Origin of the sequence: Leminorella richardii (assembly GCF_900478135.1) — a bacterium.
Classification (GTDB): domain Bacteria; phylum Pseudomonadota; class Gammaproteobacteria; order Enterobacterales; family Enterobacteriaceae; genus Leminorella; species Leminorella richardii.
Genome location: NZ_LS483470.1, coordinates 617,381 through 630,662, shown reverse-complemented (window position 1 = coordinate 630,662; position 13,282 = coordinate 617,381). Strand labels below are relative to the sequence as shown.

The 13,282-nt window shown below is 53.1% G+C and carries 9 protein-coding genes; 2 read left to right on the top strand and 7 right to left on the bottom strand.

Annotation, left to right across the window (positions count from 1 at the left end; all coding sequences use genetic code 11):
• Positions 1 to 2: 2 nt before the first annotated feature.
• Together cas3 and DQM29_RS02980 are read right to left on the bottom strand one after the other, a co-directional pair.
• Entirely contained in the window at positions 3 to 2,576 is a 2,574-nt protein-coding gene (gene cas3 / locus DQM29_RS02985; protein ID WP_232054848.1) for a CRISPR-associated helicase Cas3', read from the bottom strand.
• Between the two features lie 454 nt (positions 2,577 to 3,030).
• Positions 3,031 to 3,948, bottom strand: coding sequence for a LysR family transcriptional regulator (locus tag DQM29_RS02980; protein WP_111739237.1), 918 nt, complete (start codon positions 3,946 to 3,948; stop codon positions 3,031 to 3,033).
• Between the two features lie 194 nt (positions 3,949 to 4,142).
• Between DQM29_RS02980 and DQM29_RS02975 the strand changes: the two genes are divergently transcribed.
• A complete protein-coding gene (locus DQM29_RS02975) occupies positions 4,143 to 5,306 on the top strand; it encodes a mandelate racemase/muconate lactonizing enzyme family protein (protein WP_111739236.1) in 1,164 nt (387 codons plus the stop codon).
• Positions 5,307 to 5,357: 51 nt separating this feature from the next.
• Here the strand turns inward: DQM29_RS02975 and DQM29_RS02970 are convergent, their stop codons facing one another.
• A complete protein-coding gene (locus DQM29_RS02970; protein ID WP_232054847.1) occupies positions 5,358 to 5,969 on the bottom strand; it encodes an NAD(P)H oxidoreductase in 612 nt (203 codons plus the stop codon).
• Positions 5,970 to 6,069: 100 nt separating this feature from the next.
• Here DQM29_RS02970 and DQM29_RS02965 point away from each other — a divergent pair, with 100 nt between their 5' ends.
• A complete protein-coding gene (locus DQM29_RS02965) occupies positions 6,070 to 6,957 on the top strand; it encodes a LysR family transcriptional regulator (RefSeq protein WP_111739235.1) in 888 nt (295 codons plus the stop codon).
• Between the two features lie 54 nt (positions 6,958 to 7,011).
• Here DQM29_RS02965 and DQM29_RS02960 read toward each other — a convergent pair whose 3' ends face one another.
• The 4 genes from DQM29_RS02960 to DQM29_RS02945 form a co-directional block, all read right to left on the bottom strand.
• On the bottom strand, positions 7,012 to 8,586 hold the full coding sequence (locus DQM29_RS02960) for a toxin-antitoxin system YwqK family antitoxin (protein WP_170126477.1): 1,575 nt from the start codon (positions 8,584 to 8,586) through the stop codon (positions 7,012 to 7,014).
• Positions 8,587 to 8,690: 104 nt separating this feature from the next.
• On the bottom strand, positions 8,691 to 10,277 hold the full coding sequence (locus DQM29_RS02955; protein WP_170126476.1) for a toxin-antitoxin system YwqK family antitoxin: 1,587 nt from the start codon (positions 10,275 to 10,277) through the stop codon (positions 8,691 to 8,693).
• A gap of 141 nt (positions 10,278 to 10,418) precedes the next feature.
• Positions 10,419 to 11,681: a C4-dicarboxylate transporter DcuC gene (gene dcuC, locus DQM29_RS02950; RefSeq protein ID WP_111739232.1), complete on the bottom strand. Its 1,263-nt coding sequence runs from the start codon at positions 11,679 to 11,681 to the stop codon at positions 10,419 to 10,421.
• Positions 11,682 to 11,708: 27 nt separating this feature from the next.
• Positions 11,709 to 13,193 (bottom strand): argininosuccinate lyase, encoded by a 1,485-nt coding sequence (locus DQM29_RS02945; protein ID WP_111739231.1) that lies wholly within the window; start codon positions 13,191 to 13,193, stop codon positions 11,709 to 11,711.
• Positions 13,194 to 13,282 lie beyond the last annotated feature (89 nt).

The following is a 13,282-nucleotide window of genomic DNA, read 5'->3' as shown; positions in this document are numbered from 1 at the left end:
CTTTATTGCTCCTTTTTCATAATGCGAAGGCCCGTGCCGGCCCGATAGCTATAGAGGTAGCGGGCCGACTGAAACTCACCGTCAATCCCGCGCAGGTCGCCGTCGGCCCCCACTATCGCCACTCTCAGCTCGCGATCCTCATTTTCTGCAGGATTTCCGGCATAGAACAGGTGCCGCAGTCCGCAATCCCAAATCCATTCACCTTCCACTGCGTCAGGGTATTGCGTACAACGCAGCGATACGCGCTCACTCTCTAGACGCAGGGAATATTGCCGCCACAGGGCTTCATCTAGCCGATTGCGCTGCTTCGGAATTTCTAGCCACTCATCATCAAGCAGCTGTAGGCGGATCGTTTTGGCTTTTTCATCACGGATGACGGCGCGCAGTAACAGGAAAGCACCGTTATCCTGCTCGCTGTAGCGCGTCCGAGCGCGGCTTTCCGGCAGCGTTGTCGACTCACTCGAAAGCGTCAGGCGGGCGAGCTGTTCAAGCTCATTAACGCCCTTACGGGCAGGCCAAATTTTTCTGCCGTTAAACAGCTCATGCTTCCACCGGCTCATCGGCTCTGGCTCTTCACGCTCAACGTAGGTCGCCTCCAGCATGGGGCGAATATCCTCAGGCAAAGACACGCCAGAACGTGCATGCCAAACTTCCAGCGAGCGGCAAAGAACGTAAGGCGAATACACCAGTGCGCTAGCGCCGAACTCCCGTTCGGGAGACGCCGTCGCAGCGTCCACCTCCGGCGCTAATATCCACGCCTCGCAGCGCGCGCCTTTCGGGCGCGGCGTCTGCGCGTGTCGCCAAAGCCGCCCGAGGCGCTGCATCAGCAAATCGGTCGGCGCAAAACGGGTGACTAAGAAATCGGCGTCAATGTCTATCGATTGCTCAAGAACCTGAGTCCCTATCAGCACACGACCAGCGCGGATGCGATCCGCCCAGCCGCTTTTGCCATACAGATTGACCCAGATATCCTCTTTTTCTGCGCGATCGCGCGGCGTAAATCGAGAATGCAATAGGCCGCACTCAATGCCCATTTCCGCGCAGCGGGCGGCGAAGTCAAAGTAGCGAGCCTGTGCGTCGCTTACGGTATTTTCAATCCACAACACCTGCTGCCCCTGCTCTGCGCGCCGTAACGCCTCCTCCAGCGCCTGCGCCGGATCGTAAGGAACAAACTGTAAATCGACTTTTTTTGATGCGGGAGGCGACAGCGGCAGGCTAAATACGTCTGGTGACAGATGTGGCTGTGCACTAATTAACGGATAGGCATCGCTGTCAGTAGATGAAGCAGACAGCAGCGCTGCTCTGCGCGACTGTGTAAGCGTGGCGCTAAGAATAATGACGGTGCAGTGAAGCGCGCGTAATATTTCAACGAGCCTATGCATAATCAGGCTAGTGAAGGAATCGTAACTGTGTACCTCATCCAAGACGACGACCTTACCTGCAAGCCCATAAGCACGAACAAACCCATGCGTGACGTTCATCGCCGCCATCAGTGCCTGATCGAGAGTACCGACAGCGAACGGAGCCAGCAGGCCGCGCTTGCGCGATGCAAACCAGCTGCCGCCGGGTTTGCCTTCTTCGCCCATTTCCTGCGCCTGCAAATGCGCCTTGCCATGTAGCAGCAACGCCTGCCTGTGCTGACTGTCCGGCGCCAAAATCGCCTGTAAGTATGCAGAAAACCGCTGATGAATTTTGTCGGAGGTAAGCTGGGTAGGCAGGGCAAAATAGATGCCGTTTGCCTGTCCTGCGGCCAAAACCTTATATGCGGCATACAGAGCAGCCTCGGTTTTCCCTAACCCCATAGGCGCTTCCAGCACGTAAACGCCCGGTCCCGTTATTGCCTCATGGAGCAAAAGCTGGGCTTCGTTGGGGTGATAGGGGTGTCCTGTTTCATCTTTGAATATGTCACCAAACGTCAGGTTTGGTAAAAACTGCGGCGTCTCAACGATCCCTGCGGTATCCAGTGCCAGAGGAAGCTGTTCTCTCCAAGGTAAAGCGGGATTATCAAATGCACGGCTTGAGCCAATCCAGTCGGCAACCGAGGTCAATCCTGCCAGAAGCTGGCGCGGTGCAAAGTCGTTAATAGCAGGCCAAGGCTCATTAAACTCCCGCTGCAGCGCCTCAACCAGCGCGCGGCGCTCTCGCTGCCACGCTTCGCCGCCTAGCACCTCGCTATTTGCACAGTGGATGCTAGTAGCAGCACGGCGGCCGTGATGCTGCCCGACTATCGCGCCGATAACGGAACTTCCCGAGATATCCTCCATCGCAATCGCTCCTGCCCCAGCGTGGCCACTCCATCCCCGTTGTTCAAAATGGCTAATCTCCGTCATTTTGGGCTGGGGCGAAAACGCCAGGCAAGAAAGCAGCGATTGCGCCAAGGGCGACGAGGCGAGTTTAAGGGCGATTTGCAGGCGCAGATAGAACGTCGGCGACAGCTTGCCGACGTCGTGGCAGGCCGCAACTAACGCACTGCCTTCGGGGAAAAGCTTACGTAGAGATTCAGGGAAATAGGCGATCAAGCAATTAGCCACTGAGCCAACGATCAGGCAGTGCTCATAGACGCTGCGTCCCTGCAATAAGTTTCCATCGTCATCCCGATACGTCTTTGCGGGACACTGTTGATATTCGACGACGGGAAAAGGCTTTTGCTTTTGTTTTGGACCTCTCAATGCTTTCCCCTTCAATTTTTCATATCAGATTTTTTAATAAAGTATACAAAGTTAATAATTTAATCGTCATAGAAATTATCACATGAACTTAATTTAAAAAATGGGGGAGGGAGAAATCAGAAAAATATACCAAACGATAAGAGTATTTTTATTTTTTATCTTATTAACAAGCTAAAAAACAAAACCAAATGACAAAAATACACCTTATAAAACAAAAAGTAACTAACGAAAAATATAGACTAAAGTCTAATTATTACAAAGACTCAAATATTAAATAAAAACTGAAAAAGAATTTAAAAATAAAGTTATAGCTGTGCATTAAAATAGCGTATGAATTTTCTTTTCCATGTCTCATTAAATATTATTCACAAAAACTCCCCCACAGCCCTTCCACCGCCTGCGGCATTCTGTTTATCGGTCGATACAGGTGAATATCGACAGGGATCCACAGTCCGCTTTGCTGATCTGCGGCGGGAGTAATCTTGCCGCTTTGCACGTCCTGTTCGGCAAGGGTTTGGGGCAGCCAGGCGATGCCGTCGCCGGAGCGCACCATAGCGAGCAGCGTGGCGGCCAGGTCGGAAGTGAAGGCAGTGCGCATGGATTTTCGCATACGTCCCATAAAGGCAGCGTTCGCCACGATCCGCCCCAAACCGGATTCACTGCTAAACGACAGGTAGGGAAACGGCGTTTTGCCGTCTGCCGTCCAAATCGGTTCATGGGAATCCGGTCGCGCTGCGCTGTAGGGAATAAGCACATCCTGCCCCATGCGTACGCTGGTAAAGCGTTCGGTATCAAGCTCGCTGTCCATGTGGGGATGATGGTGACAAAGCAGGAACTGGGCTTCCCCCTGAATCAGCATTTTTTCACACGCCCGCATCGTGTCTGATAGCAGGCGGAAGGCGCCAAAGCGGGCGATGCTGTCATTTCGCCTCATCAGTTCGGGAAAGAAGGTAAACGACAGCGCGTGTGTGGCGCAGAAAACAACGCCTGGCTGCCCTTTTCCTGCGGCCTCCCGCGCTTCGTCTCTTAGGGCGTACAGCTCTCTGAGCAGATCGGGAGCCTGCTTACAAAACAGCCTACCCGCCTCCGTTAGCTGAACGCTGCGGCGATTTCTAATAAACAGCGGCGTGCCGACCCACTCCTCCAGCGACTGGATACGGCGGCTAAATGCGGGCTGGGTCACATAACGCAAAGACGCCGCTTTGGAGAAGTTAAGCGCGTCTGCAAGCGCAACGCAGTCCTCAAGCCACGTTAGCTCAAAACGATGCATATCTTGCATAACAGAAGTCCGTATCGGCATTAGATGAGCAGACTGTAAACGCATAGAGTGGGATTCAGCAAGGTTCGATGAGAAGTTTTTATTTTTTCCTTTGCGTCTCTACCAAAGTAAACGGCATAACCGAAAAGAACAGGTTCGGCGCAGTGTGAGAAAGCGGACTCAGATTTTAAGATAGCTAACAGCCGGAGATTATCATGCGTATTGTTGACGTACTGGAAGTGACTAAACCCATCGCCTCACCGATTAGAAACGCCTATATCGACTTCAGTAAAATGACCACTAGCCTGGTTGCTGTCGTCACTGACGTCGTGGTGGACGGAAAGCGCGTCGTGGGTTACGGCTTCAACTCTAACGGCCGTTACGGTCAGGGCGGACTGATTCGCGAGCGCTTTCGCGACCGTATTTTACAGGCCTCTCCTGAAAGCCTGCTCAACGACAAAGGCGACAATCTGGATCCTCACCGGATCTGGAATGTCATGATGTCCAACGAAAAGCCGGGCGGCCACGGCGAGCGCTCGGTAGCCGTCGGCACGTTGGATATGGCGATTTGGGACGCAGTAGCGAAAATTGCCGGTAAACCGCTGTTTCGCCTGCTGGCCGACATGAAGGGGATTGAAGCTAATCCAAGGGTTTTCGTCTACGCCGCTGGCGGCTACTACTACCCCGGCAAGGATCTCAGCGCGCTGCGCAACGAAATGCGCAGCTATCTGGATCGCGGCTATAACGTGGTGAAAATGAAGATCGGCGGCGCTTCGCTGGAAGAAGACCAGCGCCGTATTGAAGCCGTACTGGAGGAGATCGGCAGCGAAGCGCGACTGGCCGTCGACGCCAACGGCCGCTTTAATCTGGAAACCGCTATCGCCTACGCCAAAATGCTGCGGGAATATCCGCTGTTCTGGTACGAGGAAGTTGGAGATCCGCTGGACTACGCGCTACAGGCGGCACTGTCTGAATTCTATCCGGGACCGATGGCGACCGGGGAAAACCTTTTCTCCCATCAGGACGCCCGCAACCTACTGCGCTACGGCGGCATGCGTCCTGATCGCGACTACCTGCAGTTTGACTGCGCCCTGTCCTACGGGCTGGTGGAATACCTGCGCACGCTGGACGTGCTCGAGCAGTTTGGCTGGTCACCGTCCCGCTGCATTCCTCACGGCGGCCACCAGATGTCGCTGAACATCGCAGCAGGATTAGGGCTGGGCGGCAACGAAAGCTATCCTGACCTGTTTCAGCCCTACGGCGGCTTCCCGGATTCGGTGAAAGTTGAGGACGGGCACATCGTGATGCCAGAGCTGCCGGGCATTGGCTTTGAGGGCAAATCTGACCTGATTAAAGTGATGCGCGAACTGGCTCAGTAGCTCAAGCAGCCCAGCAGCCCGCAGTGCGACATACGCGCTGCGGGCTCAGTATTAGGCGGAGACCAGCTCGCCCACCATTCTGCGAGCCGCGTTGAACATGTTCTGGTAATGTTCCGCCGTTTCCATGATGTCTTCTTCAACGCCAATGGTGTTGTAGATGTATTCCACGTCGGAATGGTCGATGTGGGCGTAGAAAGCCATGCCGTTGACGAAATCAGACAGGTTTTTCTCTCTTCCCTGCACGACAAACTTCTCTTCTGAACCGCCCACCAGCGGCACCCAGCGGATATTTTTAGCGTTGACGCGGTGTCCCGTGCCGTAGGCCAGCCCGTAGTTCCACACGCGGTCAAAATAGCCTTTCAGGATAGCCGGGAAGGAGTACCACCAAACGGGGAACACCACCACAATGCTGTCGGCCTGCTGCACGTCGTTAAACAGGCGATGGACTTCGTCGGTATAGGCCTTCTTCGGGTCGTTCCAGTCTGGCTCGTCATCCTGCTCAAGCACTGGATTAAAGCCGCTGCGGTGTAGATCGAGCTCGCTGACGCTCTGCCCGCGCTTTTCCGCTTCATCGCGGATTTCACTGACGATTTTCGCCGTTAGCGAGTCGTGCCTTGGGTGCGCCCAAATGATGTACATGTGGCCTTTTGCTGAATTTTCCATCGCGTTTCTCTCCTGAAATTTAAGATAGCGCCACTTTACGTTTCGGCTATAATCCTGTAAATGAGCACTTTTAGCATGAGTTAGTGAATAAAATTCATCAATGAAGATTAACCTGTCGGACTTTGAAACCTTTATCGCCGTCGCCAAGCACAAAAGCTTTCGCGCGGCGGGCGTCTCTCTGGGAGTATCGCCCTCGGCAGTCAGTCACGCCATCAAGCAGCTGGAGCAGCGGCTAAAGATCCGCCTGCTTAACCGGACTACCCGCAGCGTCTCGCTCACCGAAGCAGGCCTGAGTCTCTACGACAGGCTTCGCCCCTCCTTCGATGAGATTTACACCACGGTGGACGAAATTAACCGCTTTCGCGACGCGCCGATTGGCACGCTGAAGATTGACTCGGCGCGTCAGGCGGCGAAGCTGTTTCTGATGCCGCTCGTGATAGAATTTACCCGCCAGTTCCCCGATATTCGCGTCGAAATAGCTACCACTGACAGCCTGACAAACATCGTCAAAGAGGGCTTTGACGCAGGCATCCGGCTCAGCGCCATCGTTGAGAAAGACATGATTGCGGTGCCGATCGGCCCACCAGTGCGCCTCGTCGTCGTCGCGACGCCGGACTACTTCGAGCGCTTTCCCGTCCCGCTTCACCCCTGTGACCTGACTCACCACCAGTGCATTGTTTTTCGCTTTCCCAGCGGCAGAGCCTCTCACTGGGAATTCTCGAAAGAAGGAGAACAGTTTGACGTTGCCCCTCAGGGCAGCATTCAGGTGGACGATCTGGATCTTGAGCTGGACGCCGTGCTGACCGGCGCAGGGATTGGCTATCTGATTCACGAGCAGGTGAAAGAGCACATTGCACAGGGGAGGCTGATCTCTGTGTTAGATGAATGGTTGCCGGAACGCCCCGGCTTTCGGCTCTACTACCCCAATAGGCAGCACATGCCCTACGGGCTAAAGCACTTTCTGGACTACGTGCGCTCACGCAACTAAAAATAGAAAGGCCTGCGCTTTACGCAGGCCATCGTATCAATAAACACGCTGTAGCTATCGGTTGTACTTATAGCGCTTTTCCAGCTTCCCTTTTTGATCGTATCCTTCAATCAGGGTGATATCACCTTTCTTGTTATACAGCACTCTCTCGTGCCGAGTGCCGTCTTTACGCCACGTCTCGTTGTCTTTCCTGTTGCCGTTTGACCAGCGCACTCTTTCCTTCAGTTGGCCGTTGTCGAACCACTCCTCTTCGACAAACGTTTGTTCATTCTTATAGACTGTCCGGCTTCTTAGTTTACCGTTAACAAACCAGCTTTCGCTGCTGCGATGCTCCCCCTTAGGGCTGTACACATCACGTGAAGAGGGATGCCCATCGCTATTCCATAGAGCCGTACTGGCACGTCTGCCGTTAGCGTAGTAGCGGTAGTCGCTGTGCAGCTTGCCGTTTTCATACCACGACTTGTGCGTACCAACATTTTGATATTTATCGTTATAGAAAGACTCTGACTTTTTCTGGCCGCTTTCATACCACTGCGTCTCTGCCACTCTGCGGCCGTTTTTATAGATATATTTCAGTTTTATCTTGCCGTTTGGCCAATAGTTCTCTGACGAGCCAATCTGAGTGCCATTCGCGTAGTTTTCGCGCTCCTTAAGTGTGCCATCTGGGTAGTATTTGACCCAGGCTCCCTCTTTCCGGCCGCTGTTGCTATAGCTATACCGTTCAAGGATCTGCCCTTCAGGCCCATAAACGATGCCGTATTTTGTCACATTGTTACCAAGAATGTACTGCCTTTTCTCCGCCAACGTGCCGTTTTCATTGTAAAAGACGAATTCTCCATGCACTTTGCCGTTCTGATCGTGGCTAATCAGCCTTACCTTTCCCGGAGAGTCATAGTAGTGAATCGTCTTACCCTCCGATTTCCCCTGCCGATTGAAGGAGCCTTCCTCATAGAGATTGCCGCTTAAGTAGTGAGCTTTATAATCGAGAATAAACTTTCCCAGCAGGAAGTCCGCGTTATCCACATAGGTGTCCATGGCGATAACGTCCGGATTTGCGGTATAGCGAATTTCAACCTTCCACGCGCCCTGTTCCGGCACCTCTTTTAGCGGCAGGCTGATAAAGTACTGCGCGTTTTTTTTACCGCTTGCCGACGTGTACTGCCCGTTGTGGGTTATCGGGATATTGTCTCCCGCCCAGCTCCAGGTGTTGAGCCACATCTTACTGGTGTCTATTCGATACTCTTTGCCGCAGGCACCGTCCGAGCAGTCAACGATTTTAGTCACCAGCAGGCTGTCTTTGGCGCACTCGCCGTAGGTGAGTCGGTAAGAGCGCTCCTGCCCCGTATTTTTACGCAGATCTCGCCATAGCTGATTAAACGCCTCTTCGCTCATCCCCAATGAGGCCGGCGATATGGCAATGTAAGAACTGCCGCACCGGTTCTGCACTGAGGTACTTACTACGTTATGGACGTCCGGAGCATTCTCTTCGGCATGGCTGCGAATGGGGTAAAAGTCACCGAGCTGGACAATTTGCACGCGGTCTGAATTTTCTAGCGCGCTGCACGCCGTTAACAGCGGTACTAGGCAAAAGCCTATAAGTGAGAGCTTCGTTTTCCCTAACTTATTCATAGCGATATCCTTAGTTTTATCGTTTTTTGAAAGCGTGGGTATCATTGGCCCACATACCGACCCCAGCGCCGGCTGGCGATATCGATCGTGGCTATTGGTCATAGCTATCGCTCATACTTATGGCGCTTTTCCAGCTTCCCTTTTTGATCGTATTTTTCAATCAGGGTGAACTCGCCCTTCTTGTTATACTTCACTCTCTCATAGCGAGTGCCGTCTTTACGCCATTCCTCGCGATCTTTCCTGTTACCGTTTGACCAGCGCGCTCTTTCTTTCAGTTGACCGTTGTCGAAGTACTCCTCTTCAACGGCCAGCTGACCGTTCTGATAGACTGTCCGGCTTCTTAGTTTACCGTTAACAAACCAGCGCTCGCTGCTGCGACGTTCCCCTTTAATGCTGTACGTTTCGCGTGAAGAGGGATGCCCATCGCTATTCCATAGGGCCGTACTGGCCTGTCTGCCGTTGGCATAATAGCGATAGTCACTGTACAGATTGCCGTTTTCATACCACGACTTGTGAGTACCGACACTTTGATGTTTATCGTTATAGAAAGACTCTGACTCTTTCTGCCCGCTTTCATACCATTTTACTTGCGCTCTGCTGCTTCCGTTTTTATAGGTATTTTTCAGCTTAATCTTGCCGTTTGGCCAGTACTCTTCTGAGGTGCCGACCAGCGTCCCGTTAGCATAGCTTTCACTCAGCTTAAGCGTTCCATCAGGGTAGTAGTTGAGCCAAGTCCCTTCTTTCCTACCGTTGCTGTTGTAATTATATCGCTCAAGGATCTGTCCTTCAGAGCCATAAACGATGCCGTTTTTGGTCACGTCTTTACCGAGAAGATATTGTTCTTTTTTTGCTACGGTACCGTTTTTGTTATAGGAGACGAACTCACCGTGCAGCTTTCCATCCTTAAAGTGACTAACGCTGCGCACTTTTCCGGGTGAGTCATAGTATGACGTTATCTTACCTTGCGCTCCTCCCTGCGACTTTCCCTGCCGATCGAAACCGCCTTCCTCATAGAGATTGCCGCTTAAGTAGTGAGCTTTATAGTCGAGAATAAACTTTCCCAGCAGGAAGTCCGCGTTGTCCACATAGGCATCCATGGCGATAACGTCCGGATTTTCGGTGTAGCGAATTTCAACCTTCCACGCGCCCTGTTCCGGCACCTCTTTTAGCGGCAGGTTGATAAAGTACTGCGCGGAGCTTTTGCTGCCTGCTGACGTATACTGCCCGTTGCGGGTCATCGGGATATTGTCTCCCGCCCAGCTCCAGGTGTTGAGCCACATCTTACTGGTGTCTATTCGATACTCTTTACCGCAGGCACCGTCTGAGCAGTCAACAATTTTAGTCACCAGCAGGCTGTCTTTGGCGCACTCGCCGTAGGTGAGCCGGTAGAAGCGCCCCTGCCCGGTATTTTTTCGCAGATCTCGCCATAGCTGATTAAACGCCTCTTCGCTCATTCCCAATGAGGCCGGCGATATGGCAATGTAAGAGCAGCCGCACCGGTTCTTCACTGAGGTACTCACTGCGTTATGGACGTCGGGCGCGTTCTCTTCGGCATGGCTGCGAATAGGGTAAAAGTCGCCGAGCTGGACAATCTGCACGCGGTCTGAATTTTCTAGCGCGCTGCACGACGTTAACAGCGGTATTAGGCAAAAGCCTATGAGTGAGAGCAGCGTTTTCCCTAACCTATTCATCGCGATATCCTTACTTTTATCGTTGTTAGAAAGCGTTGGTATCATAGGGGAAAACGACCGTCTTGACTGCTTTTTTTGGTTAGATATGAGCAAAAAGCCCGCAGAATGCGGGCTTGGCGTTAAAGATATTTTTTCTTAGCGTTACAGAAGCAGCAGCGTCACAGCAATGGTGGCACCAATTGTCGGAATGGCGTTGCGCTTGGCGATTTCCATTGGGTTTACGCCCGCCAGCTTGGCACAGATAATCGCTGCAGCAGCAACAGGAGACATGGTACGCCCCAGAGCAGCGGCAATTTGCGACACCGAGCCAAGCTCGACAATGCCATAGCCAAAGTCAGCGGCGTGCGGTACTACCGCACCGTTAAAGGCCAGCGCAGCGGCGTTGCCCGAACCAGAGATGGCAGCCATCGTAAACGGCCCTGCCGCGGCGGCAAACTGAGCGGCAGCCTGAGACTCTTTCATCACGTCAACCAGCGCGCCGGTTAAGCCAATAGAGTCCATACCCGCACAGAACATAGCAGCAGCAGCCATCAAGCCAACCACATCGGCAAAACCGTCACCCGCGCCGCGGAAAAACTTCTTCGTGCCTTCGCCCAGATTGCAGCGAGTCACCACAAATCCAATCACGGAACCTAGCAGCATAACTTCAGGCACTGACATATAGGGGGTCAGGCCAATCTGCTTAGAGCCTAACACCAAAAGTGCCAGCGGAAGTACCGGTACCATCGCGTAAATATAGTTCACCTTCATGGCGCCCTGATCTTCGCTGTTTGCCACAGCCTCAGTGTTAGACCCGACGCCCTCTTTCATCACCTTAGCCATCAGAGTTAACAGAACGGCTGCAATGCCTAAGCTGATGAGCACAGAAGGCGTGGTGGTGGCAATAACGGTCATGACGTCAACCTTGGCCATATCGGCGATCTGTGGGTTGAACATCAGGCCGGGAGAAATAACCGAACCCCAAGTACCCAAATAGACAGCAGAAGCGGCCATCCCCGGCTTGACCTTCAGCGCCAGCAGCATAGGGATCAGCAGCGCGCCAACGGCAGCCGCAACGCCTGCAGCGGAGGGAAGCGCAATGTTAAGGAAGAACGTCACGATAACCGTACCCGGTAAAATAATGATGGGCACGCGCCTCAGAATGCTGGTCATCATCGCCACTAGGTGATCTGAGCACTTGGTGTAGTTCATCACGTAGGAAAAGCCCAGCACGGTACAGATCGTCGGCACCAGACCGCCGTTAACGAACTGCTTGATAAAGGCGTCCACAGCGCCCGGTAGGTTTCCACCCAGAATAGCCATCAGCGCGCCGGAAAGGGACAGCACCAGCCGCGTTTCATAGTTCTTAATAATTAACCAGAAAGTGGCTATTACTATCAGTAAGCCCACGATAATCCATGTCATATAGTCACCATTGATATTATTTGTGTGTTACTTCGTTAAGGTTTCAAAAAGTGAATCAAGCAGTGCATCTTTACTCTTAAGTGAATCCCGCTTCCCACTTAGCCAGAACTGGTCTTCACTGAGTCTTTTTTCTATCTGTTTTAATCCTTCTTCAACGCTTTGAGGTGCGGGAGAACCTGCCCCCTGTAGCGTGGAAACAACGTACTCTGGCGTAAGCGTTTGGTAGAACTGCGCCTCCGTCAGCGGCAGCGCGCCGTCCTGCCAGCCAAGCTGTTTGGTGACGTCGCTATATATCTCCACAGCCTTTGCATAGGGGAAGGTTGTTGGCAAATAGCCCTTATCTCGCGCCAGCGTCACGATATCGCTGGCAAAGTGGTGACCAACCCTAAAGGGAACCGCGTGAACCTGCTGGAGCCTCTCCGCCAGTGCCATGGAGCAGGTCCAGTCGCTGTTGAGCTCTTCTAGGGCGCGCTCTGGCAGAACCTTCAGCATAGAGAAGGCCCAGTTAGTCAGTTGAAGCATGTGCACAGCCTGAACAAAAACCGCTGTGTTGTCTTCCGAGACGCTTTCTTTGTTGTCGTACATGCCAAGCGGCAGGTTGTGGGCACGGAGAACGGAGGTCTGAGCTGCGCCAATGACGTCGCTAGCTTTTGCACGCACCTTTTGAATAACGCCGGGGTTGCGCTTTTGCGGCATCGCTGAAGAGCCGTAGGCGGCGGCTGAATCCAGCAGCATCCACGGGCGCGTTTGCGAATACTGCTGGGCGATATCCTGCATTAGCGTGGTGATGCGAATAGCGACGTTTTGCGCAATGCCTGCCGTTTCGAGGGGCACATCAAACAGGCTGACCTGCGTGCTGTCTAGCCCGTTAACTACCGGGCCATCAAAGCCTAAAAGCTCAGCCAAACGCTGGCGATCGATAGGCCAATGGGAATTGGCCAACACCGCCGCCCCTAGCGCAGAGCGATTTACGCGCGCCCATGCCTCACGAATACGGTCAAAATCCCGCTCAAAAGAGGCTAAAAATGCCCAGCAGTAAAAACCAAGCGTTATCGGCATCGCCTGTACGCCGTTTGTGTAGGCTGGGATCCAGGTTTTGGTGTTCTCTTTGGCGATGGTCAGAATACGCTCGCGCAGCGTGTTGAAATTCTCAGAAAAATCAAGCAGCGATAGGCGAAGGCGAGCCTGATTGAGGGTAGCGAAAATATCCTGACGACTGCGCCCGGTGTGGATCAGGGTCGCCATCTGCCCACACTGAGCAATCAGCAGGTTTTCCAGCGGCATAATGTCCGTCAGCGGCTCAGCACCGGGCTCAGACTGCTTGGCCTCTGCGGCCTGCTGAGCAAGAGCGATGATTTTAGCCTCTTCGGGGGAAACGATGCCGGTTTCCGACAGCATGACCAGCGAAGCGCGATTGATGCGATTTTGCCAATAGCCCCAGTTCTTGGCTTCCGCTTCGTCGCTCGTCGAATGAGGCAGGTCTCTCCCCCAGGGGATAGTTGAAATAGCCATTCTTACGTGCTCCTTGATAGTTTCTATAAGTAATACTTTGGATACTGTTTTATATTTATAATGTTCAGTTTGATAAAAGCGTTTTATTG